The 21,971-nt window shown below is 67.0% G+C and carries 17 protein-coding genes; 5 read left to right on the top strand and 12 right to left on the bottom strand.

Annotated features, from left to right (window positions below; all coding sequences use genetic code 11):
* Nucleotides 1-16 precede the first annotated feature (16 nt).
* The 4 genes from ACZ46K_RS00085 to ACZ46K_RS00070 form a co-directional block, all read right to left on the bottom strand.
* Nucleotides 17-1,381, bottom strand: coding sequence for a hypothetical protein (locus ACZ46K_RS00085; protein WP_464743181.1), 1,365 nt, complete (start codon nucleotides 1,379-1,381; stop codon nucleotides 17-19).
* A gap of 409 nt (nucleotides 1,382-1,790) precedes the next feature.
* Nucleotides 1,791-1,994 (bottom strand): hypothetical protein, encoded by a 204-nt coding sequence (locus ACZ46K_RS00080; protein ID WP_054810550.1) that lies wholly within the window; start codon nucleotides 1,992-1,994, stop codon nucleotides 1,791-1,793.
* Between the two features lie 77 nt (nucleotides 1,995-2,071).
* Complete coding sequence (locus ACZ46K_RS00075; RefSeq protein WP_054811053.1) at nucleotides 2,072-3,325, bottom strand: IS256 family transposase; 1,254 nt, start codon at nucleotides 3,323-3,325, stop codon at nucleotides 2,072-2,074.
* A 220-nt stretch (nucleotides 3,326-3,545) separates the two neighbouring features.
* The gene (locus tag ACZ46K_RS00070; RefSeq protein WP_464743179.1) at nucleotides 3,546-3,956 is read right to left on the bottom strand and encodes a hypothetical protein; all 411 of its coding nucleotides are present in this window, start codon (nucleotides 3,954-3,956) and stop codon (nucleotides 3,546-3,548) included.
* Nucleotides 3,957-4,626: 670 nt separating this feature from the next.
* Here ACZ46K_RS00070 and ACZ46K_RS00065 point away from each other — a divergent pair.
* The gene (locus ACZ46K_RS00065; RefSeq protein WP_464743177.1) at nucleotides 4,627-5,073 is read left to right on the top strand and encodes a helix-turn-helix domain-containing protein; all 447 of its coding nucleotides are present in this window, start codon (nucleotides 4,627-4,629) and stop codon (nucleotides 5,071-5,073) included.
* 346 nt (nucleotides 5,074-5,419) lie between these two features.
* On the opposite strand, the gene ACZ46K_RS00060 is transcribed toward ACZ46K_RS00065, so the two are convergent.
* The 8 genes from ACZ46K_RS00060 to ACZ46K_RS00025 all read right to left on the bottom strand — a co-directional run bounded on the left by ACZ46K_RS00060 (nucleotide 5,420) and on the right by ACZ46K_RS00025 (nucleotide 15,562).
* The gene (locus ACZ46K_RS00060) at nucleotides 5,420-6,016 is read right to left on the bottom strand and encodes a hypothetical protein (protein ID WP_054810725.1); all 597 of its coding nucleotides are present in this window, start codon (nucleotides 6,014-6,016) and stop codon (nucleotides 5,420-5,422) included.
* Nucleotides 6,017-6,029: 13 nt separating this feature from the next.
* Complete coding sequence (locus tag ACZ46K_RS00055) at nucleotides 6,030-6,629, bottom strand: hypothetical protein (protein WP_054806609.1); 600 nt, start codon at nucleotides 6,627-6,629, stop codon at nucleotides 6,030-6,032.
* Between the two features lie 215 nt (nucleotides 6,630-6,844).
* Nucleotides 6,845-8,455: a peptidoglycan DD-metalloendopeptidase family protein gene (locus ACZ46K_RS00050; protein ID WP_464743175.1), complete on the bottom strand. Its 1,611-nt coding sequence runs from the start codon at nucleotides 8,453-8,455 to the stop codon at nucleotides 6,845-6,847.
* Nucleotides 8,452-9,324 carry a hypothetical protein gene (locus ACZ46K_RS00045; protein WP_054810552.1) on the bottom strand — a complete coding sequence of 291 codons (873 nt, stop codon included), beginning with the start codon at nucleotides 9,322-9,324 and terminating at the stop codon, nucleotides 8,452-8,454. The genes ACZ46K_RS00050 and ACZ46K_RS00045 overlap by 4 nt, the downstream gene beginning before the upstream one ends.
* Nucleotides 9,324-11,609 (bottom strand): hypothetical protein, encoded by a 2,286-nt coding sequence (locus ACZ46K_RS00040; protein WP_464743173.1) that lies wholly within the window; start codon nucleotides 11,607-11,609, stop codon nucleotides 9,324-9,326. The genes ACZ46K_RS00045 and ACZ46K_RS00040 overlap by 1 nt, the downstream gene beginning before the upstream one ends.
* A gap of 95 nt (nucleotides 11,610-11,704) precedes the next feature.
* The gene (locus tag ACZ46K_RS00035) at nucleotides 11,705-14,770 is read right to left on the bottom strand and encodes an ATP-binding protein (RefSeq protein WP_464743171.1); all 3,066 of its coding nucleotides are present in this window, start codon (nucleotides 14,768-14,770) and stop codon (nucleotides 11,705-11,707) included.
* Nucleotides 14,767-15,213: a hypothetical protein gene (locus ACZ46K_RS00030; protein ID WP_464743169.1), complete on the bottom strand. Its 447-nt coding sequence runs from the start codon at nucleotides 15,211-15,213 to the stop codon at nucleotides 14,767-14,769. Before ACZ46K_RS00030 ends, ACZ46K_RS00035 begins: the two co-directional genes overlap by 4 nt.
* Nucleotides 15,214-15,256: 43 nt before the next feature.
* Nucleotides 15,257-15,562, bottom strand: coding sequence for a hypothetical protein (locus ACZ46K_RS00025; protein WP_054807627.1), 306 nt, complete (start codon nucleotides 15,560-15,562; stop codon nucleotides 15,257-15,259).
* Nucleotides 15,563-16,792: 1,230 nt separating this feature from the next.
* On the opposite strand from ACZ46K_RS00025, the gene ACZ46K_RS00020 reads away from it, so the two are divergent.
* From ACZ46K_RS00020 to ACZ46K_RS00005, 4 genes are all read left to right on the top strand, one after another.
* Nucleotides 16,793-18,946 carry a type IV secretory system conjugative DNA transfer family protein gene (locus tag ACZ46K_RS00020; RefSeq protein WP_464743167.1) on the top strand — a complete coding sequence of 718 codons (2,154 nt, stop codon included), beginning with the start codon at nucleotides 16,793-16,795 and terminating at the stop codon, nucleotides 18,944-18,946.
* A 111-nt stretch (nucleotides 18,947-19,057) separates the two neighbouring features.
* Nucleotides 19,058-19,405: a hypothetical protein gene (locus ACZ46K_RS00015; protein ID WP_054808042.1), complete on the top strand. Its 348-nt coding sequence runs from the start codon at nucleotides 19,058-19,060 to the stop codon at nucleotides 19,403-19,405.
* A gap of 2 nt (nucleotides 19,406-19,407) precedes the next feature.
* Complete coding sequence (locus ACZ46K_RS00010) at nucleotides 19,408-20,799, top strand: ParA family protein (protein ID WP_464743165.1); 1,392 nt, start codon at nucleotides 19,408-19,410, stop codon at nucleotides 20,797-20,799.
* A 97-nt stretch (nucleotides 20,800-20,896) separates the two neighbouring features.
* Nucleotides 20,897-21,971, top strand: a 1,075-nt coding sequence (locus tag ACZ46K_RS00005) for a hypothetical protein (RefSeq protein WP_464743163.1), incomplete at its 3' end; no start/stop codon positions are given.

The raw sequence follows: 21,971 nt of genomic DNA, 5'->3' as shown, positions 1-21,971 counted from the left end.
CATGTCCCTCCTCAGGTCATGCGGTTCGCGCAGCAGCTTGTCTCCTCGACTCCAGGTCCGCCGCCAGTTGCGCACGAAGTGCCCTGCGAAGCTCGGCAGACGCCGGGGGAGCCTGCGTGGCGGACGTATCGGCGAGAGCGCGGCGACGGGCCTTGACCAGCCGATGCGCTGTCGCAGCCGGGGTCTCCCCGGGTAAATCACGGCCGCCGATCTTGTGCTCGGTCAGCGAGGGGCCTGTCCAGTCGAGCTGAGACAGCCTGTATGCCACCAGACGCAGCGGGGCGGTCATCGCCTCAGTGGTCGGCCACGTCCACCCGCGAGCGGTGCCGTCGTGGTTCAGGGCCTGCGCGACGTCAGCACCTGTCCAGCGATCGGTGTCGATACCGGCGGCGACGAGCAGGTCGCAGACCGATCCGATGTGGCCCCGACGGTGTCCGGTCGAATCGTCGAAGCCGACGGCAGCGCGCAGCGCCGGGATGCGCTCGAGCAGTTCAGCGGCCGCTCGCTGAAGCGTCAACGGTCGAATCATTGTCGAAGTTGAGTTCTCTTCGCCTGCGCGCTCGCGCGCTTGGTGATCTTTCCTAGCGGAAAGATTCACAGGAAAAGAACCACCAGGGGATTGGGGTGCGGAACGGCTGGACCTGCGTTTTGCTCGCGAACCAGGGCGGGCGGCCGTTCCCCGGGGGACGCGTGTGGGGCGACGCCGTGACCGCCGCTGCGGCTTCTCCGGAGCGGGCATGGCTTCTACCGCCCAGTGAGGTGCAGACAGCGCCCATACGCTCGCAGCGCCGACCTGGAGCCGTGCAGGGGCGTGCCCGTGGGCTTGCGAGTAGAGGCGGGCGGCAGCCTCGCGCTCGATCCCATTCAGCTTCTTACCGCGGGCAAGCTCGACGCCGAGGCCGGTCGCCTTGAGTACCCGTCGACCACGCTTGAGCTTGTCGGTCGAGAGATCCCACTTGCTGGCGAGGGTGTTCAGGCTTACCGATACATGACGTCCGGTCGTGGACTCGGCGTACTCGGCGTGAGCGGCACAGACCCGCAGAAACGTGCCTGCGGCGATGCTGTGGCGCTTGAGGGCCTCACGGCCGCGATCGGTGTGGGTGACGATCCACTCGCACAGCTCCAGCCAGGTCCGGCGGCTGCGCCAGGTCGGTGTCCGGGCACATGTACCTGCTGGGACAGGGAGCGACAGCGCGGCGCGTGTGCCTACGGGCTGGGCCTCGATCAGGTCATCTACCGCGGCCTCAGCGGGGTCGTCCTGTGCTTGCGCGGCCTCGATCTCGGCGACGTTCGCCACGGCAGCAGCAACGATCGCTTCCCACTCGCCGGCCGCGAAGGGCTGGGGCAGAGCAGGGTCGATAACGCTGACCTCGGACGACACGCCGAGGGTCGTAGAAAACTGATCTGTTGAGCCTGTTTCAGGGTGTGCGCTACCCTGAGACGTACCAACCAAGGTAAGTCCCTTCGGGGAAGCAGTAACGAGTATCTGAAGCTCTAACTTCGGACACTCACCCAGAGCGGATCGTCCTGCCAGACGATCTCCCTCAAGTGATGAAGGATCTACCAAATCCTTCCGCGGATCTCCTCTTGAAAACCCACCCCCACCTGGGGGTTTTTCTCTTTTTGGGCTATATCACTGCACTGTTTAGTTGCTGGATAGTTCGGTTGGATCACTCAGTCATGGGTGCACCTCCTGTGTTTTCGACCCACTTCAGCACCCCACATCACACCACGCGCAGGACCCTCCGGAGTGGAGGCACGCATGGGAGAAATATGGCGAGTGAAATCGGTCATGCGCTCTGTCGACCCTGTGGCAGGACGAGCGACATTGCGAAGGCGGCGACCTGCTTGATCTGATCGATCGAGGCAGTTTCCGGATCGGATGCGACGAGACCGACGGTGTCGGCGATCGCCGCGAACCCGCCAGTGACGGCAGGACGGGCAGAGGTCATGATCAGCGGTCCGTGCGCATCGATCAGCTCGGCGAGGTCCATGACCGCCGGAGTGGCAGTGCCGCCGAGGTCAAGCCCCAGAAGGTGGTGTAGGACGGTGATCCCTTCTCCTGTCCTGACTATGCAGCAGGAATCGCGGCAGCAGGTTCCGTAACCACCTCCCCGACACTCTCCGGCGCGGTGCCCACAGCACGACAACGAGCCAGCACCTCGAGCCCGAGATACCGCCGGCCCTCCGCCCATTCATCGGTCTGCTCGGCCAGGACAGCACCGACCAACCGGACGACGGCGTCACGGTTGGGGAAGATCCCCACCGCATCGGTCCGACGCCGGATCTCTCGATTGAGACGCTCGGCAGGATTATTCGACCACACCTGAGTCCACACATCCTTCGGAAATACGCTGAACGACAACAGATCCGGGCGAGCATTACCCAGATGCTCAGCGACCGTCGGGAGCCGGTCCTCGGTGTACTCGACAAGACGATCGAACTGGGCATCGACCGCATCGGCGGTCGGCTGGTCGTAGACCGAGTGCAACATCGCTTTGACCGCCGGCCACATGCTCTTCGGACACACACTTATCAGGTTTGCCGCGTAGTGGGTCCGGCATCGCTGCCACGCAGTACCGGGCAGGTTCGCCGCGATCGCATCGACCAGACCACGGTGTGCATCGGAGGTGACCAACCGGACCCCGCTCAGGCCGCGGGCGACCAGGTCGGCGAAGAAGGTGTTCCATGCCGGACCGGTCTCGCTGGTGGCCACGTGCAGGCCCAGCACTTCGCGGTGCCCGTCGGCGTTGACTCCGGTGGCGACCATCGCGACTGCATTCACGACCTGCTTGTTCTCGCGGACTTTCATCGTCAATGCGTCGGCGGCGACGAACGTGAACGGGCCCGCGTGATCGAGTCGCCGTTGCCGGAACGCGGCGACCTGTTCGTCGAGGTCCTCGGCCATGCGTGAGACCTGGGACTTCGACAGTGCGTTGATACCGAGGGTTTTGACCAGCTTGTCCATCCGGCGGGTGGAGACCCCGGCCAGGTAGCAGTCGGCGACCACGGTGATCAATGCGGCCTCGGCGCGTTTACGGCGTTCGAGAAGCCATTCGGGGAAATACGTGCCGGATCGGAGTTTGGGGACGGCGACGTCGATGGTGCCGACACGGGTGTCGAGCGGACGGTGCCGGTATCCGTTGCGCTGATTGACTCGTTCGGTGGACTGTTGGCCCCATTCGGCGCCGCAGACCGCGTCGGCTTCGGCGGACAGCAGGGCGTTGATCATGGTTTGTAGCAGTTCACGCATCAGATCGGGAGACGCGTCGGTCAGGGCTTGGTGCAATACGCCCGCAGGGTCGACAATGTGGGGTGCGGTCATCGTGATGACTCCGTTCGAGGATTCTGTGGAAGGTTGACTCGAAGGATCACGCGGTGACCGTTTCACGTCCAGCAGCGACACGCTGTCGGTTGTGGTGCTGGTCACCGGGTTACACCACTCTATGGGGCACTACTGCCGCCGACGAGACGTCCTTTGAGGGTGGCGCCCACGGAGATCACCGCCCAGCTGCGGCCTTCGCGGTCTGATGCGATTACATGGCTCATGCGGCCACCGACTCGAAGAGAGCCAGCTGGTCGCCTGTGTCTGCTGTGAGCGTCTTTTCCGGTTCTGGTGCGGTCCGGGCCACCACCGTGCACCGGGTCGACCGCCGAGCTGGTGCACGGTGGTTCCGGTCCCGGGTCTTCATTCCACATCGGTCTGCGTACTGCTCTATCTTCTCGACCTTGACCTCGACACCCTGGGTGGAAAACAGCCGCCCGGCCAGGATCTGATTGGTGATCTTCTCCCCGCCAGCCAGCCGACTCTCCAGATCCGCGGTGCACTGGGCGAGCAGTGGGCACTGGGTGCACGCCGCCGCGGCCTGTCGCCACGCCGAGGACTCGTTCCCGGCGACAGTCCAGGCAAGTCCTTTACCGGCGCACATGCCCTGACCCACTCGGGTCTCGCTCATCGGTGCTTTGAAGCGTGACTCGAGTTCGAGAGCGATACGGCGGGAGGTAGGGCAGAGGCGCGCGCTGGGGGTATAGGTGAATCCGCACCGGCGGCACCGGCCGGTGCCGCAGTGCTCTCGTTCCATCGTGCGGAGCTGGTCCGTCGAGTAGGCACTCAAGGATCTGGCGTCTGTGCGCGTCGCCATCTTGCGCAGTGCCCGAGCGACGGGCGGGCACAATGGCCGGTCTTTGGAATAGGCGAACCCGCAGGTCGAGCATGCGGTGCCGGCAGGATTCGGCAAATGCTCGGCAAGGGTATGTCGAGGATCTTTGCCAGCAGAAGATGTGTCGTGAATTTCCCTTAGCGGGGGAGCGGGGCTGTCCGCTACTAGGCGTGTACGCCCAGTACCAACTAACGTGTTCATAGCAGGTCTCCATCTGCAATCGAGGTCGCGGGCGGCAAACCCGCGTGCCTCTGGCTTGTTCGACTGCGGCAAACAGTCGGCTGGCTTCAACTGACGGTCCCTCAGCTGCCCTAACAGCTGGGGGACCGTTTGCACCTCTTAGGCAATTCCACCACCCCCGTATCCTTCATCTATTAAACCATTTGAATCAACCCGTATGCGCGCATCGTATCGAGAGGACGGCACAGTGTCTACCGATGACGACTTCACAAGGAGGGCGCGGACGGTGAGCCGTCGAGTAATACGGGGGTTCAATCAGGACGCTCTGCGCCACGCTCGTCACGAGTCCGGCTTCGCGCAGACGGAAGTCGCACGACTCGCGAAGATCGGCACCGAAACACTTCGGCGCTGGGAGAGTGGTACGGCCTCGCCTCAGGTAGACCTGCTCGCGCGGGTTGCCGAAATACTCGGCGTGGCGATCTCTGACCTGGTGCGGGTTCCCGAAACTGAACGCTATCCGGGAGACTGGCGTGTGCTGCGAGGTATGACGCAGCCTCAACTCGGCGCCAAGGCTGGCATCACTACTCAGACTGTGAGCTGTGTGGAGCGTGGAGTGATCTCGCTCTCGGATTCCGTGGCCCAAAAAATGTCCGCCGCGCTCGGAATTTCGGAAAGCGAACTGCATGCAGCTCATGCGCGCGCTCGAAATAGACCGCCGGGTGCACCCGCGTAATTGTCCTGTCCGGAAATTGGTGGTGCGACTCTCGATGCTGGTGCTTGCACTGCGCATGTCGTCCTCCGATTCCGGGTAGCTGGAAGCAGACCTCACGATTTTCGTGGGCCCTCTGCTTCCAGCCGGGAATCACTCAACCGACTGGCGCGCGCGCGAAGAAGACACTCCCCCGAGCAGAACGAAACTTATCCCGGGGGCGCATGTGACGCAAATGATGTGGCGCCCGTCACAATTGCGCGATATCTGACCGCGCTGGCGGGGCAGGACGCCTGCCACCCGATATCGAAATGCGCCAGAAAACTACTTTGACCAGGTTTAACGACACGTCCCCGGGGGTGGGTGGGAATTACTGCGCGTTGCGCAGTTCCGTGTACGCGGACTCGGCGATGGGCTGGGCCTTGGCGTACTCCGAGGCGGGGGTCTCGCCGTTCTTGTAGTAGCGCTCGTCCTCGACGTACTCGCGCTCGTCGGCTTGCTGTACCGCCAGCGCATACGCCACCGGATCGGCCGGGTCGGCGTTCACGGCTGCGGCGTTGTCCATGAACGTGTACGTCGCGGCGCGCACAGCATCGGTGGAGTCGGCGCCGATGTTGTACGCGAACCGCCACCCGTAGATGTCTGAGATATCGGCCGCCGGCGCCGGTAGAGACAACCCGGACCTCCAGCCCGTCTCGGCCTGACCAGCGAGAAGAGCAGCGACCGCCTGCTCCGGTGTCCCCCCGCGTTCTTCCACGGTCTCGATGATGGCCGTCGCGTTCTGTTCATGAATCCGGAAGAGGATGTCGGAGCTGTCCTCCCCGAAGACCGACACTGTCGCCGGCGCTGCCGTCGTGCTCGGGGCTGCATTCGTGGCAGGGGCGGCGGGCTCGTCGCTACCGCACGCCGCGAGACCGGCTGCGCACGCTGCGGCGATCAGGACGACGGCAAGGTTCTTCAGCTTCACAGGACCTCCGGGGTCAGTAACGGATTTCGTCGATGAGCCAGCGGTCGTCTTCGCGCACGATCGTGACCCACACCGTGGTGTCGGGCTCGACGGTATCGGTGTCGCTGCCGGACACCGCGGTCTGCTTGATGGTGGCCACACGCTGGACGACGGTGTCGGTGTCCTCCGGGCAGCCGGAGCACTCGATGCTGACATCGGCAATGACCTTCGCCTGCTGGTCGGCCCACTGGGCCCACTGCACACCCGGCCCACGTTCGGTGCGGGCGTCGACGACCATGCGCTCGGCGAGAGACTCGGTCAGCCACTCGCGGGCACGTCCGTATGCATCGTTCTGGGTGGCATCGGTGGCCGGGTACCAGGTGAAGGCCACGGTCAGTGCCTGTCTCGCTATGTCCTCGGCTGCCTGCGCCGCCGCCGACGGTGTCGTGATCTCCGCAGCCGAAGGAGAGGAGACGGCCGTCGTGGTGGGTGCGGTCGGCGCCGGCGAGCTGGTCGTCGTCGAGCCGGCCGTCGCCGAGCCCTCGACCTCGTCCTGGCGGGACACACACGAATACGCAACGAGGCCGACGACCACGACGGCCAGCACCCCGACGACAAGCTTCTTCGCCCTCACAAGACCCTCCGATTCGTATCACACAGCAGTTGAGCAGGGTAAACGACACGTCCCCTAATGCCCGAACAGGTGAACCCCACCGCCTCTCGCTCCTCATTCCCGCCGGCAGACGATGGGAGGTCCGTACTCGATGTGCCCAACGAGGGTGCAGCTGCCACGGATATAGCTCCTCATCCATCCGAAAGCCCTGTGGGCAGGCAAGATGACATGTCCCCTCACATCACCCTGCGGGCTTTCATCCCTGCGTGCAGGGGAGCTTCTTTGACCACATCGCCTGTTGTCGGCGCGTGGATCATCTGGCCGTTGCCGGAGTAGATCCCGACGTGGCCGGGCCCGTTCGGGCCCCAGCTGCCGAAGACGAGATCGCCCGGTTGTGCCTGCTCGATCGGGATCTCGACCCCGACGGTCCATTGCTGTTCGGAGGTGCGGGGGAGCGAGACCGTGCCGGCGCTTGCTGCGTGGGTCGCGAACGAGGTCAGGCCCGAGCAATCGAACCCGCCGCCCGTGGGACCTCCGGTGCCGCCGCCGCCCCAGACGTATGGGGTGCCCAGGTATTCGCGCGCGGCGGTGACGACCTGTCCGTTGTCGCCCGCGCTGTTCGGCAGGAACCGGCCCCGTGAGTTGGGGTTGGTGAACGCCACGCGGGCCGCGGTGATCTTGGCGACGTAGTTCTGTGTTTCCGCATACGGCGGGATTCCGCGGTGCATCAGCACCGCGCCGGGACCGGCGTTGTAGGCCGCCAGCACCAATTCGATCGGATCACCCGACACGCTGGATACGTCCTGATGGAGCGCGCACATGAAGTGGGCTTGCGACATCACGGCATCCCCGATGGAGTTCGGATCGATGGTGCCGTCGCCGTCGTGGTCTTTGCCCCAGGTGGCCCAGGTGCCGGGCATGAACTGGGCCGGGCCCATCGCCCCGGACGGTGAGACGGGTGCGTTCGGTCCGTGGCGGAAGTTGTTTTCCTGTTGGAGTTGCGCGGCCAGCAGGGGCGAGTCGATTTCCGGGCAGACCCCGCCCGCGCGGCGCAGCCACGGCTCGAACTCGGCCGGCACGGCTCCGAAGGCGAGATCGCCGCCGCCGGCCATGCCGAATCCGGAGCAGTCGGCGGTCGACCGGGACGCGGAGACGAGCTGGATGTTGCTGTCCTGGTCGCCGTCGCCGTCGTGCTGGTCGTCGACGGGCTCCGGTGTCCCGCCGTTCTGCTGGGCGATCTCGGGCAGGACGGTCACCGGGTCGATCGGGGTGCCGCCCTGCAACCGGCCGCCCTGCCAGTACTCGAAGTGCAGGTGAGGCCCGGTGCTGCTGCCGGCGTTGCCGATGTCGGCGATGTGCTCTCCTGCGGTGACCTGCTGTCCGGCGGTGACATGGATGCCGTCGGCGAACATGTGGCCGTAGACCGTGCTCACGGGGGAGCCGTCGACGTTCGAATCGATGATCACCCAGTTCTCGAACCCGACCCCCGGTCCTTCGCCCGAGGATCCTGCGGCGACCACGATGCCGTCGAGTGCGGCGAAGATCGGGGTGCCGACCGGCCCGGCGAGGTCGTCGCCCTGATGTTGTGTGCCCCAGCGGGCACCGAATCCGGAGGTGTGGGTGGCCGTTCCAGGACCGACTGGTAGTTGGATCGGGCCGGAGACCGACAGCGCTGCGTCCGGTGAGGCTGCCGCGGAGCTGCCGGTGTCGGTGTTGGTGTCGGTGGGGATGGTGCGGCACGGGTCCCGTGGAATCACCGGCGCCCCCGTCGAACACGCGGCTGTGCCGATGACGACGGAGGCCGCGCCACTGAGTAGCAGCGCCTTGCCGGCGCGGCCGAGGTTCACAGCTGTCCCGGGATCGGGGTATCGAGTTCCGGAATCGGGATCGGACCCGGCACCGGAACGGGGGCGGGCTCGACCGTGCGACTCGACTCCGACTCCGACTCCGACTCCGACTCCGACTCGGACTCGGAGTCGTTCGGCGCGGATGAGGACGGGGAGGGAGCCGGGGTCGAGGTCGGTGCCGGTCGGGGGGTGGATGTGACCTGTGTGGAGTCCGCCGCTGCCGAGGCCGGAGCCGCCGCTGCGAGCTTCTCGACCTCGGACAGATCCAGCGTCGGCAGGGGAGTGTCGACCACCCACCGCCGGGAGCCGTCCGGCAGCTCGTCGACCACGACGGAGACCGACAGATCCCCGGCCTGCGTCGGGACCGTCACCCGCGTGCTCTGCGCTCCTGCGGCGCCGGTGATCAGGGTGCTCTCTGTGGGGCCGGTGATGACCACAGGAGTGCGGGGCCGCGCCGCCACCGTGGTCTGTCCGGGCGTGTCCGCGGTGTAGCGGCCCAGCGCGCGGGTCCATTCGGTGTCCGAGAGCGTGGTGTCGACGAAGGCGTGCGCGTATGCCATCGCGGTGGCCGGCGCACTGGCTGCGGCCCAGGCCGCCGTCTTGGTGACCACCGCGGACTCGCTGACCTCATCGAGATCGTGGCTGATCGCGTCCCCGGATGCCGCAGCCCCGGCTGTGTCGGCGGTTGCTGCGGTCGAGTCCGCGGCAGTGCTCTCCACGGTCCGGGGCTGCGGGTCCTCGCCGAACACCACGCCGACCAGCGACAACACCGTGATCGCACCGACCACCGAGATAACCAGGTTGGTGCGCGAATAGAGCACCCACCGGCGGATCGGCGCGAGCACAGGGTTGGGTCCGGACCGAGTCATCAGAGGTACCTGTCTCTCGGGGTGGGCTCGGACGGGGCAGGGGCATTCCAGACCCGTGGCCGGGGTGCCGGGACCGTCGTCGACTGCTCGCCGCTCAGGGCAGCGCGGCGTGACTGCCGAGGACCGGTGCTGGCACTGGTGCTGGCGGCGGCGTTGGTGGTGGCGCGTGCGAAATCGCGACGGCGATCCGGGGTGTAGACCTTCATCGGCGCGATCGCCGATCGATCCCCACCGTCCCACCGCTGCCCGCTGCTGGCGGTCAGCAGTTCCTTGCGGGCCGTCCGTTCCTGACGGCGGCTCTCGGCCTCGTCCTTGTCCAGTCGCCGCCACGCGGAGACGCCGGTCGCGGCGGCCCGTTCGGCGGCTGTGCCCTCGACCGGGGTCTTCCCACGGGCGAGGTCCCGGCTGGCCACAGCGGCGATCCCGGCGATGCGGGCATCTCGTTCGGCCGCGGTATCGGCAGGACGGCCGCCGAAACAGCCATCGAGGCCGAGGCGTTCCTTGCGGGCCTCCACTCTGGACTTCGAGAGGGCCTGCTGCCGCCGGTTCGTGAGCCCGCGGCCCTCGGGCCTGGTCGGAGTCCGCTCTGCGCCGTCGGCTCGGTGATGGCTTCCGTCGTCGCTCTCGGTGCCACGACCGGTGCGGCGTTCCCACCGGTCGGCGGCCTTCTCGGCGATCAGATGGCCGCCGGGTACTCCGGCGGCGGCGCCGGCAGCAGCAAAGGCCTTGCGCTTGATGGACTGCTTCACACTGCGGGCCTTGCGGTTGACCATGCTCGCGCTGTTCTGGGTGAAGGTCTGGCTCATGCGTTTGAACGGGCGCATGATCGCCCAGCACACGACGGTCAGCAGGATCATGAACCACAGCCGCCAGGTGCCGTCGACCTGCCCGTCGTCGTTGACATACAGCTGTACGAGCGCCATCAGGTAGAGCGCGACGATGACCGCGCCGGCCACGCCCCACATGTAGGCGGCGGCGAGCATGCGCAGGATGCGGGCCAGCCAACCTCCACCAGCGAGCGCCAGCGGCACCCACAGCGGCGCGAACAGGATGGCGAACCGGATCGCGAGCAGCGCAGTGATCTTCAGCAGAGAGGCACCGATCCACAGCATCGACGGCAGGGCCAGCTTGATCATCCCGAGGAAGCCGGTGGAGGTGCGCCCGGAGTCCTTGCCCTGGAACTGGTAATAGGACAACTGGTAGTCGGATTCGAGGGCATCGACGATCTCGCGGAACTTGTCGGCCTTCTGCTCGGCCAGCTCGGCCTGGGCTTGCGGATCGTTCTTGACTCGCTCCTGCTCCGCGTACGAGAAGGCCAGCGCATCGCGCAGCTTCGGACCGAGCCCGGCAGCGTCCGTGGCGTCGTAGTTGGCGCCGAACCAGCCTGTGCGCCAGTCCGGCAGAAAGACTTTGTCGATCAGCACGTTCTTCGGGTCGGTGGGCCCACCGGTGAGTGTGCCGCCGCCCGGCCCGTTCCCGAACTGCACCGAGAAGATCTGATCTTGGGTTTCGGTGATCAGCGAGCCGAATGTCTCGTCGGCGACCTGGACTGCCTTCTGCGGGGCGCCGACGAACAGTGCGCCGAGCATCAGCCCGGCGGCGGCGATCGCGGAGGTTTTCGTGACTCCGGCAGCGTCGGCCTTCAATGCTTTCCACAGCACGATCGCGGCGACCACTGTCAGGGCGATTCCCAGCCACTGTGTGTAGACCCCGCTCATGCCGTCGGAGATCGAATAGATGATGCGGTCGAACTGCGTTATCGCGGGCGTGATGCCCGCTTCGGCGGCGCCCTGTCCGGTCTTGGTCTGGTCGTCGAGCCAGAATGCCGCGGCCGCGAGCGATTTGCCGATCGTCAAGAAGGTGTTGCCCAGGGTGGTGTCACCGACTGCGCCGGGGGCTTTGACCAGGTCTTCACCGCAGCCGAGGTCGTAGGTGTGCCATTTCAGGCCGGCCCACCCGTAGCTCTCGTATCCGGTTCCACCACCGGTTTCGAGGGGAGCGCGGTTGGCGCTGGACGAGTCGAAGGTCGTCTCGATGGTCTCGTTGGGGAACTCCGGTGACGGGACTTCCTTGCAGTCGAATCCGCTGGCCGCGGCTACGCCGGTGCCCACGCCGATCAGTGAGATCGCCGCGAGCATCAGCACGGTCAGAACACGCACTATCAGTCCCGTAGGCCACCCGACACGGCGCGGGGCAGGGCGCAGCCCGTTCAGGGCGGCTCGGGGCGGCTGCGGGCTCGTGATGCGCCATCCGACACGGTGCAGGGACGTGGGCTGCCCACTCATGGTGGATCGAGGCTGCTGCGGGCTCGTGATGCGCCACCCGACACGGCGTGGGGACGTGTGCTGTCCGCTCAGGGCGGTCCGGGGCCGCTGCGCGCTCATGACGCGCCACCCATCGCAGCGCGGGTCGCCCGCGAATCCAACGCCTCGAACACATGCGCCAGATGCACGAAATGCGTCCAGTCCGACCGGATCAACTCGATGTCGTCGGCCATCTTCACGATGAACCGCCGTGCCTGATCCACACGCTCGGTGCTGGTGTCCGGATCGAAAGTGTCCTCGCCGCCGCCACCGAGGTCGGCCAGCAGCGCTTCGTAGCCTTCACCGGCCGGCAGGTTCAGCAGCTTCAGTGCGCCCGCGATGGCGTGAGCGTTGCCCCCGAGATCACCGAGGATCACCTCATACGTCAGCGCCGACTTGTCATCGGTGCCGTCGACACCGAGATAGTCGTCCGGCAACTGCGAGCACACCAGCGCGCGGACCTTGTACTTGCGCGAATCACGCGCAATGCGCAGGTTCAACGTGCGCCCGGCACCGGTCTGCTCGAGGTACTTGTTCTCATCGAGGAACAGCACCTTGCGCTCGTAGCGCGGCAGCTCGTAGACCAGACGGTTGGCCAGCCACGCGGCCATGTGCATCAACGGCCCGGCCATCCGCTGCTGCGGGGTCCACTGCGACGGATCGGTGCCCTCGGGCGGCAGTTGCAGACCAGGCATCGTCAACACCGTCAGGCGAATGCGATCGTTGACGACGTCGTCCGTATCTCCGGTAGTCCCGCGCTCAGGGAACAACACTCGGGCCTCGGCGAGGTCGGACATCATCGTCAAGTCCTGATACACACTCTTCGCGCACGTCCGCAGGTCGACGTTCTCGTCCTCGCCGGCGAGCGTGGCGATGGCTTCGAGGACTTCACGCAAATTGTGGTGCCGCTCGCCGCCGACCATGTTCGCCGCCGTCTGAAGCACCGTCTCGGTCCACTCGTGATCGAGCCGCGCAGGGGTGAGCATCATCTTCAGGACCGACACCGCCACGGAGATCCGCTCTGCGGCCGCGGCCCGCACATCGGCCTCGAACTGCGACTGCGCGGCCGCCACCGGGTCGAGATCGTCCGCGTAATCCGGGCTCGAAGGCTCGTAATCGGGGTCGTCGCGGCGCGGATCGACGATCACCCGATACGGGTTGAGCGAACCCGGGCGTGAGGTGCGGCCGGTCAGTGCCTGGACTTCGGCGATGCCGCGGAACTCGGGGAGCTGCGCGAGTTTTTTGAGTGGTCCGGACGGGTCGAGCACCACACCGTAGGCGCCGGCCCGCACGGCTTGGTAGAGGAGCATTCCTGCGAGGAACGTCTTGCCTGAGCCGGGGACCGCGACGATCGGTGTCAGACCGGACTTGTCCTTGGTCTCGTGTGCGGCGAACAGATCCCACACCGCCGGTCGCGGTGCGATCGAGGCGGTCTCGCCGATCACGACACCGGTGCGGTCCCCGATGCGGTCGCCGACCGCGGCCATGCCGGCGGAGAGCGATTCGACGTTCATGCGGCGGCAGTGCGCGATGTTCGCGAGTGGTTCGCCGGGCATGAATTCGCGCAACAGCTGGTACTGGCCGTGTTCCTGTTCGAGGCGGATGTGCGGGGCGTACATCTCCTGGAGCATCGAGACCTTTTCCTTGGCCTCGGCCGGTGTCGAACCCACCACGACGACGCGGTACCAGCCTTCGGTGCGCGCCGACAGACCCGAGTGGTCTTCTTCGATGTCGGAGATCACGCGCTGGGCGAGTGCGTGTTGCTCGGCGAGTTCCTGGGGCGGTACCTGGTCGTGTTCGACGGTGTAGTGGTCGAACTGGGCCTCGATGCTCGAGGTCAACCGGCGCAACTTGTTGACGGTCTGATTCTTGGTCTTCAGGCGGATGCGTTCGGACCATTCGAGCGGTTCACCGGACTGGTCACCGATGACCTGCCACGGCAGCATCCGCTCCGGGATCGGCAGCGGCGCCATACGCCCGACCGTGAGCACGATCGCGTAACCGCTGTAATCGCGGCCCCCGACCTGACCGCGCACGGTGGTGTAGCCGTCTCCGGGAGTCAGCGCGAGATCGGTGAGGTCTTCGAGCGCAGCCACATCGGACTGCTCCCACTCGCCGCCGCCGGAGATCACACCCTCGGCATCGAGCGGCAGTCCGAGCGAGGCCGAGCGCAGCAACAGATAATCCATCTGCGCGGCGGTGGCAGGCCGAGCAGCCGCACCTTGGCCCGACAGGACGCGCTCGATCGTGGCGAGGTGATCGGCAATGGCCTTCTGCTCGCCCAGGAACGCGGTGCGCGCCCATCTGCGCACCATCTTCGCCACACGCCCCACCAGCGGGGCATCGACGACGGGAAGCAACCATTCGGAGACGGTGTCGAGCCCGATCGCCAGTGTCGAACGTGGCGGTAGCTCCACGCCCCAGTAGCGGCCCTTCTGGGTCGGGTTGCCCCACAGCAGTGCGTGCTGCTGGCCGCGCAGATAGTCCGCCCACGACAGTGCTCCGGGGACGTCGGGGATCGGTTCGGCCCATGTGTCGTGAGATTGGGCCCACTGGCGCACCGGCCACGGGGTGCGCACCAGGCGGCGGTGCAGTCCGGTCACGCCGGCTTCGGCGAGGTTCGCCAGTACCAGGGCTTCGTTCTGGATGTAGCGGCGCTGCCGGCCCACCGGGCGCATGTTCCACGGGCCGGGCGGCTGGACGAACCACGCGGTGGACTGCGTGCGGGTGCGGGTGACGTTGCCTTCGACCCCGACCAGCTCGAGACGCACCGCTTTGCGGTCACGGTCGGCGCGCGTGCGCGCTGCTTTGGCCTGCCGAGCGAACTCGTCGTTTGAGTCGGTGTTCTTGCCGCGCTTCTTCCGTCCGCGTGGTCGCTTTCCGGACTGCTCTTCGTCGACCTCGAGCGCGACCGGCGGAGGAGCCGCTGCGGCAGGCGCAGCCATGCGGCTGTCGGGCATCCGGGACCACGCCAGTTCCGGCGCCGGCATCGGAGCGGACGCAGCGGGTGTGGGGCCGCGTCCTGCCGCCATTGCGGCCGCCCATGACGGGGGGAGCGCGCCCGGGGGAACGACCGCGGGTTCGGGCTCGTCGAAGTTCGGATCGAACAGCGCGGCGATGTCGTTGTCGGACTGCATGGTCATCGGGAGAAGTTCCCTTCGTTCGACGAGGTGTCGGTGTCGCGGGTGACGAGGTCGCCGGAGTGCAACCCGCTGTCGTGGACCTGTGCGCTACGCGAGGTACGGAAAGCGGCGGGGATGCGGACCGTGACGGTCTGACCCGGCTTGGGCGGGCGCGGTGCGTTCAGGTCGTTCCACGCGGCCTTGACCACCGACCGGACCGGGCGATCGGCATTGACGTACTTCGTCACCTTCGAGGTCAGCACCGCGCTGACCCCGACGATCACCACGAGCGACTGGAAACCGAGCGGAACCTGCACGAGTGCGCGGGCCACGACGAAGACGGTCACCAAGATGACCGCGCCGAGCCCGACCGCGGCGTAGCGCAGCCGAAACGGCAGCGTGAAACCGGTCGGACCGAGATAGTGTCGATCCACCCGATGCAGCATGTCGTCGTTGTCGATCACGGTCAGTGCCCTCCGGTCGTCGGTCGGTGCTCGCGCATGGTGCTCACGCGACCTGGATGCCGATCAGACCGAGCACCCAGTTGCCGATTCCGGTCGCCGCATCCGGATTGGTGGCGATGCCCATGTACGCCATGCCGATGAGCGAGAGACCGCCGACAGTGACCACCTTCGAGAAGTTGCCGCGCAGACCACCCATCAACACCACACATGCGATCAGCACGAGAATCGTGAAGACGATGTTGTCTTCGATCCACGCCCGCACACCGGTGGTGCTGACCTCGGTGGTCTGGGCAAGCGCGTCGCCGCGCGGGATGGTCGCCAGTTCGACAAAGCTCGATGCGAGAGACATGAACACTCCAGTGGTGGTTCGGCCGGTACACCCGAGATGGGATGGCCGAGACCGTAAAACGGCACGGCGAATTCCCCCAACAGGGTGAACGCTCCGACCGCGCGCATCCGCCGAGGTCGACGGGCAGATCGAACCCGAAAAACGCGCATCGACACACATCACCGGAAACCGGTGCAGACATGACGCGGGTACCGGTGCGTCGCAGTGGCGTTCACATACGCGCTCGCATGGTTCGCAGTGGCGGTCCACGCACACGCTCTCAGCGCACACGAAAGTGACGCGTTCGTCGGCGTCCTTCGGATGCCTATGGGGCGGTAGTAGCTCTATGCCCACATAGGGGTGCTCAGTACGCATATACCGGCGCCGTACGCACACAGTGCGAGAGCAGGGTTCGACGAGCGGTGATCGGACCGTGGGAGAAAGGCTGCGCGGAGGGCGCCGACCGAGCACGGGAAAAAGCGCTCGAATGAGCGCTCGACAACAGCGATGGATTCGGTGATGGATTTCAGCGGTGGATTCGACCGCTCGAAAAAGCGCTCGCGGGGGCCACCCCTTAAGGGGTCACTCCCCCCCGGCGTTCCTTGGGGGGGAGTGTAACTCAGAATTCCGCCGGGCGCCAACGCTATTCGCAACCGCCCATGTCGAACGCTATCCGAAGCGCTCGATACACCGGTCGGGACTGCGCTCGCTGGTGGTGTGAGTCGGCGGTGTGGGGAGCGCTCAATTCACCGCTCGCAAGAACAAGTGCACACGCTCGGTCGAGCGCTCACCGCAGCGGTGTGCGACCGCTGTATGCACCGCTCGAATGAGCGCTCGACACAGCGTGATGCGAGTGCGTTCTCGACCGCTCGATTGAGCGCTCGACACAGCGTGATGCGAGTGCGTTCTCGACCGCTCGATTGAGCGCTCGACACAGCGTGATGCGAGTGCGTTCTCGACCGCTGTGCCGAGCGCTCACCGCAGCGATGCGTGAGCACTGTGCACGGCTGCGGTCAGCGCCCGAGACGACGGTGAATCGAGCGCCGAACATGCCTCGCTCTCGACACACTTCGAACATGTTGGACGGCACACCAATCGGCCGATCACGACCCGCACCCGAAATCGGCTCATCCGAGCGTGCTGGAACGTGTTCACCCTGTTGGTGAAAACGGGGACCCTCTGCAACTCTTCTCGCGGGCACGAACAGAACCTCGCCCCGAACGAGACCGACACGAGCGAAAGGCGCAGGCAGTGAGCGGAACTCCAGACCCACTCAAAGACTGGGCGGTCGCTGCGTGGCGCGACACATTCGGCGACAACGGCACCACTCGCGGCGGTCAGGTCGGCGACGACGGCCGGCCTACTGGTGTCCGACGCTTCGTGCCCGCCTCACCGCTGACGGCGGTGCCCGCTGCCGCGGCGTTCTCCAGTCCGAACCTCATTGCCTCCGCCGCCGGCAGCGCCGCTGTCGTCGATGCGCTGATCCAGCTGCACGACTACCGGTGGCCGCTGGCGGCGGTGACCGTTCCGCTGATCGCTGCTGATATTTCCCGTCACCGTTCTCGTCGGTGGTCGCAGATGCTCGAATCGATGGTTCGGCAGAGCACCGGTCACATCCCGACGAAGGTCACGGTCCCGCTGCCCACCAGCTGGCGCACGATCCGCCGCGCAACGATCAAAATGCCGCGCGGCGCGGTGATCCGGCCCAAGCAGTTCGAGGAGCTGTCCCGCGCGGTGGAGTCGGCGTTCGGTGGCAGCGAGTCATGGGCCATGACGGTGCGGCACGAGGCCAGTCGCGACCGGCTTGTTCTCACCCGCACCCCGATTGCCCCGGACACCCGCAGCGAGCGGCAGAAAGCTCTTCAGGATGCGCTCGACGGCGCCTCGATCTTCACCAACCCCAAGGTCTGCGTCGAGACCATCGACGAGAACGGTATCGAGACCGGATACCGGATCGAGTTCGAGAAGTCGATGAACACCGGCTCACCCGGTTTCCAGATGAAAGTCGAGGAAGCCCTCGCCTCGCTCGCCGGTGAGCACGAATCCGGCCGAAACTGGACCAGCGACTGGTACCCCGACAAGGGCTACCTCGTGATGCGTCTGGTCACCGCCATGCCCACCCGGGTGGACCACCCGCTCGACCTGGTCGACGAGAGCCTGCGCCACCTTCCCTACGCGACCGGCAGCGCCGACCGGATCATGTTCTGGGATGTATCCACCAGCTCGAACAAGCCGCACTGCCTGATCGTCGGCCCCACCGGTGGCGGTAAGACCTCGGTGATCCGCACGCTGCTCACCGAAGCCGCACGCCGCGGTATCCCGTTCGTGGGGGTCGATCCGAAGATGATCGAACTCGACGGCCTCGAGGGCTACCCGGGGTGCGGGGCGATCATCTACGACGCGCTGCGCGCAGCGATGTTCGTGCGCGCCCTGCACACCGAGATGATGGCCCGCAACGCCTACATCCATCAGATGAAGATCGAAGGCTCGCAGCTGCCGCTGATGATCGCGGTGCTCGACGAATTCTTCATCCTGTCGGGCAAGTGGCAGCGCCTGGCCAAGACCGGCGACGACGAAACGAAAGCGTTGCTCAAAGAACTCGATCCGCTCGGGGCATGGGCGGATCTCGCGGTGCTCGCCCGTTCGGCCGGTATCCGCCTGTTGCTCGGTGTGCAGCGTCCGGATGCGTCCCTGTTCGGCGGCGCCTCCGGTAACGCGCGTGACAACTTCGGCACCCGTATTTCGCTCGGCAACCTCTCGCAGGACGGCGCGCTGATGATGTGGGGCGATTCCACCGTCGGGCGTGAGGTCGACACCTCGGTCAAAGGCCGCGGGATCGCGCTCGGTGACGACGGCTCCCCGGTTGATGCGCAGATGTGGTGGACCCCGAACGTCGATAAGCATCCGAACAAGTGGAATCAGCTGTCGGGTGGTGAGAAAGCGATCATCGACGGCTTGATGCCGACCGAGGCGCCGCAGTTCACCTGCTACTCGCCGGAACTGGCCGAGTTCATCGAATCCGAACGCGCGCTGGCGAAGCGGGCTCGCAGCCACGGCAGCGTGCCGGAACCGATCGTCATCGGGGCGGGCCGCGGCGACGAGGCCGCGGTGTCGATGGCCAAGCGCGTCCCCGAACCCGAGCCGGAACCGGAGCTCGACGACGACGTCGCCGATGCCATTCCGGCGTCGAGTGTGACCGCGGGACAGACCGTGCTGATCGACGACGAGGACGGCGAGCTGGTGCCGGTCACCGTCGACGAGGTCGATGTCCGCCGCAGCCCCAAGGGAGAGGTGACCTCGACCGTCCTGACCGTCGGCACCGGACGGGTCAAGACCCGCATCACCTTCGACGCCACCGGCGTCGTCGTCCTGCCCGAACCCGACCTCGTGGGAGCGCCCGCATGAGCACCTCGAAAAACGACATGTACCGCCCGGCGTCGGCCGCCACTGCTGCCATCGACGCGATGCTCTTCCACCCCTGACCCATCCAAGTAGTCACCCTCGAAAGGACGCTCCATGACCCGCCGCATCTCCCAGTCGATCACCCCCACCACCGAGGACGTCGCCGCGCTGCGTGGCCCGTTCGTCGCCAAGGGTGCCAACGACCCCGTCATCAAGGCCCTGCGTGACTACTTCAAAGAGACCTCGCCGGTGTGGCTGGCCAAGCTCGACGAGAAGCAGGAACTGACCCGCGACCGACTCGCCGAGATCCGCGACGCCTCGGCCAAGCGCCGCGCGGTCATCGAAGCACTGCCGGAAGGCAAGGCCCGGGAGAAGGCCCTGGCCGAGCTGGAAGCGACCGAGGCCGTCGTCGAGGACATGGACACCGCACTGGCCGGCGCCGGTGCCTTCGGCGGGAACTGACGATGGCGCCGACCGTGGAAATCGAGGCGACCTCCGCGACGACCGCCCGCGCGAAGCTCGCCGGTGCGGACGTGCCGCCGATGGAACTGACCGCGACCGAGGACAAGGCCCTGGCTGCTGTGGTGCACGAGTTCGTGCGCAGTATTGCGGTCGAGCAGCAGTCCGCTGTCGAGGTCGTCTACCGGACGGGCAAAGACACTCGGTTCCTCACGGTCGGCACCGACGGCAAGCTCACCGAAAGCGCTCCGAGCGTGCCCATCCCTGTCGTGGCGGCTGAGCCCGTCCCGGTGGCCGCGGAGCCTGTCCCCGCGGCGCCGGCCGGGCCGGTGATGGTGGCCGCCGAACCGATCACCTACGAGGTGCCCGCCCAGCCCGTCCGGACAGCCGCACGGCCCGCACCGTCCCCCACACCCACCGCGGCACCGGTTCGGCCCGCAGACGCGACCACAGGGCCGCTCCGTGGTCCGCTGCCGGTGTTGTCCGCGCCGGGTGTGAACCCCGCCGCGGGGAAACCGGCCCGGATCGGGATGCGGGGCCGCCTCAACGCGATGCTCGGCCTCACCCTCGCCCCGAAAGCGGACTCGCTCGAGATGCGGCTGCGCGATGCGCAGGCCACGATCGCCGGGCCGCTGCCGGAGAGCGCGGTGATCACCTTCGTCAACCTCAAAGGTGGCGTCGGCAAAACCCCGATGTCGATCGCGCTGGCCGAGACGATCGCCGAATACCGTGGCCCCGCCACGGCCGCGTGCCTGGACCTCGGCGAGATCGGCGGCAGCTTCGCCGACCGCGTCGCGGTCCCCCCGGCCGCGCGGCAGGACGCGGCGGCGCTGCTCGCGGACCTCGGCGCGGCGCCGCAGCAGGTGCGCCCGTCCGCCCTCAGCCGCTATCTGACCCGCCAGCCGAGCGGCTCGTACGTCATCGCCGGAAAGGCGGAGGCCGCGGCGCCGCTGAGCTTTCAGGACGCTGCCACACTGGGCGCGATCCTCGAACGCCACTACGATCTGCTGCTCGCCGACACCGGCAACGCCAGCCACTGCGGCAGCTGGCAGTGGGCGATCACCGCCGCGCACACAGTCGTTGTTCCGGTCCCGCTGCGCCGCGACGCCGCGGTGGCCGCGCAGCGCACCCTCACCGCGATCTCCGCGGTCCGCCCGGATGTGCTCGCTCGCACCGTCGTGGTCATCACGGACGGTCCCGGGGATGCGCCGATGGTCGAGACCGAGGCCGTGGAGGCGTTCACCGCGCTCGGGGTGTCGGTGTGCCGGATGCCGTTCGAGCCGGTCTTCGCCTCGGGGGAGCGGATCGTGCTCTCCCAGCTGCGCCGCGAGACCCGCGACGCGTTGACCGTGCTCGCGGCGACCGTCACCCGGATCGGTAGGGGTGCTGCTGGCTGAGTCGTTGCCCCCGCTGCGCGGTGGGCTCTTCCCCTTCTTCACTTCCACGTCATATGCGACCTCGACCAGGTCGAATCGAAGGCACCGAGAGGTACAGATGAGCATCGAAACCTATTCCGGAAACCGCGCCGCGCGCCGTGCACAGGGTCGGCACCGCCGCCGGTCGGCGAAGACCACCGCGACGGCGCTGGCGGTGGCCACCGCCGCGTTCGGGATGTCCACGCTGGTGGCGGGCCCGGCGTCGGCCGAGCCGATCCAGGGCGGAGTGACCGGCGGTACCACCCAGGAGGGTGTGACCAGCGAAGCGCAGACCGGCGGCACCACCGCCACCGAAACGCCTGCGCCGAGCGTGTCGGAGCCGAAGGCCGACAGCAGCTTCTGGGTGGCGCCGCCGGCGCAGTACAACCAGGGCACGCGTGAGTACGACCCGCAGACCGGGGGCGGTGTCACCGTCGTGGACTACTCCACCGATTACTCGACCGATTACTCGACCGATTACTCGACCGACTACTCCGGCAACTACTCGACCGACTACTCCGGAGGCGGCGGATACAGCGGCTACGACGACTCGGGTGAGGCGACACCGGCTGTGGACTGGAGCCAGCTGCACGCCCCGGCACCGGTGCTCGACCCGACCGTGCCGATCCAGGCGCCCAAGGACAAGATGCGCATGGGCCGTGTCGTATTCGAGCAGCCGAACTGGGTGTCCGACATCGACGCCGAACGCACCAACAACTCCACCGCGGTGGTCGAGGCCCAGGTCACCGACGCGTGGCGGTCGGTCGGCCTCGAGACCACCGAAGCCGAGCGCATCGCCTCGGCGCAGGTCGCCGGCACCGCCCTCGGCGCCGGTGCAGGTGCGGCCGCAGGGTGTGCCGCTGTGGGCGTCCCGACCAGTCTCGCGGTCGGCACGGTCGCCGGGATCGGTGGTGCGATGGCCGGGACGATGGTGCCGCTGCCGATCCCCGGTGCGGCTCCGGTCACCAGCGGCGTCGCGGCGACCGCCGCCGGTGCGGCAGGCGGGCTGGCTGCCGGGTGCGCGGTCGGAGCCGTCGTCGGTGGCGGTCTCGGTGGTGCCGCCGGTCTTGCTGCCGGTACGGCCTACGGTGCCGGAGAAGACGCCACGCCGATCGAGGCGGAGGTGCCCGACGTCGAGGCCGACGCGCTCGGGG

The organism is Rhodococcus sp. JCM 9793 (assembly GCF_055380405.1).
Note: the sequence above shows the minus strand (reverse complement) of the source record. Positions and strands in the feature narration are given on the sequence as shown.

Excerpts from the sequence above, each read along its gene's own strand:
- ACZ46K_RS00070 (WP_464743179.1), bottom strand. The coding sequence starts at position 3,956 with ATGAGCGAGACCCGAGTGGGTCAGGGCATGTGCGCCGGTAAAGGACTT.
- ACZ46K_RS00045 (WP_054810552.1), bottom strand. The coding sequence starts at position 9,324 with ATGACTCGGTCCGGACCCAACCCTGTGCTCGCGCCGATCCGCCGGTGG.
- ACZ46K_RS00025 (WP_054807627.1), bottom strand. The coding sequence starts at position 15,562 with ATGTCTCTCGCATCGAGCTTTGTCGAACTGGCGACCATCCCGCGCGGC.
- ACZ46K_RS00010 (WP_464743165.1), top strand. The coding sequence starts at position 19,408 with ATGGCGCCGACCGTGGAAATCGAGGCGACCTCCGCGACGACCGCCCGC.
- ACZ46K_RS00035 (WP_464743171.1), bottom strand. The coding sequence starts at position 14,770 with ATGACCATGCAGTCCGACAACGACATCGCCGCGCTGTTCGATCCGAAC.
- ACZ46K_RS00080 (WP_054810550.1), bottom strand. The coding sequence starts at position 1,994 with ATGGACCTCGCCGAGCTGATCGATGCGCACGGACCGCTGATCATGACC.
- ACZ46K_RS00075 (WP_054811053.1), bottom strand. The coding sequence starts at position 3,325 with ATGACCGCACCCCACATTGTCGACCCTGCGGGCGTATTGCACCAAGCC.
- ACZ46K_RS00040 (WP_464743173.1), bottom strand. The coding sequence starts at position 11,609 with ATGAGTGGGCAGCCCACGTCCCTGCACCGTGTCGGATGGCGCATCACG.
- ACZ46K_RS00015 (WP_054808042.1), top strand. The coding sequence starts at position 19,058 with ATGACCCGCCGCATCTCCCAGTCGATCACCCCCACCACCGAGGACGTC.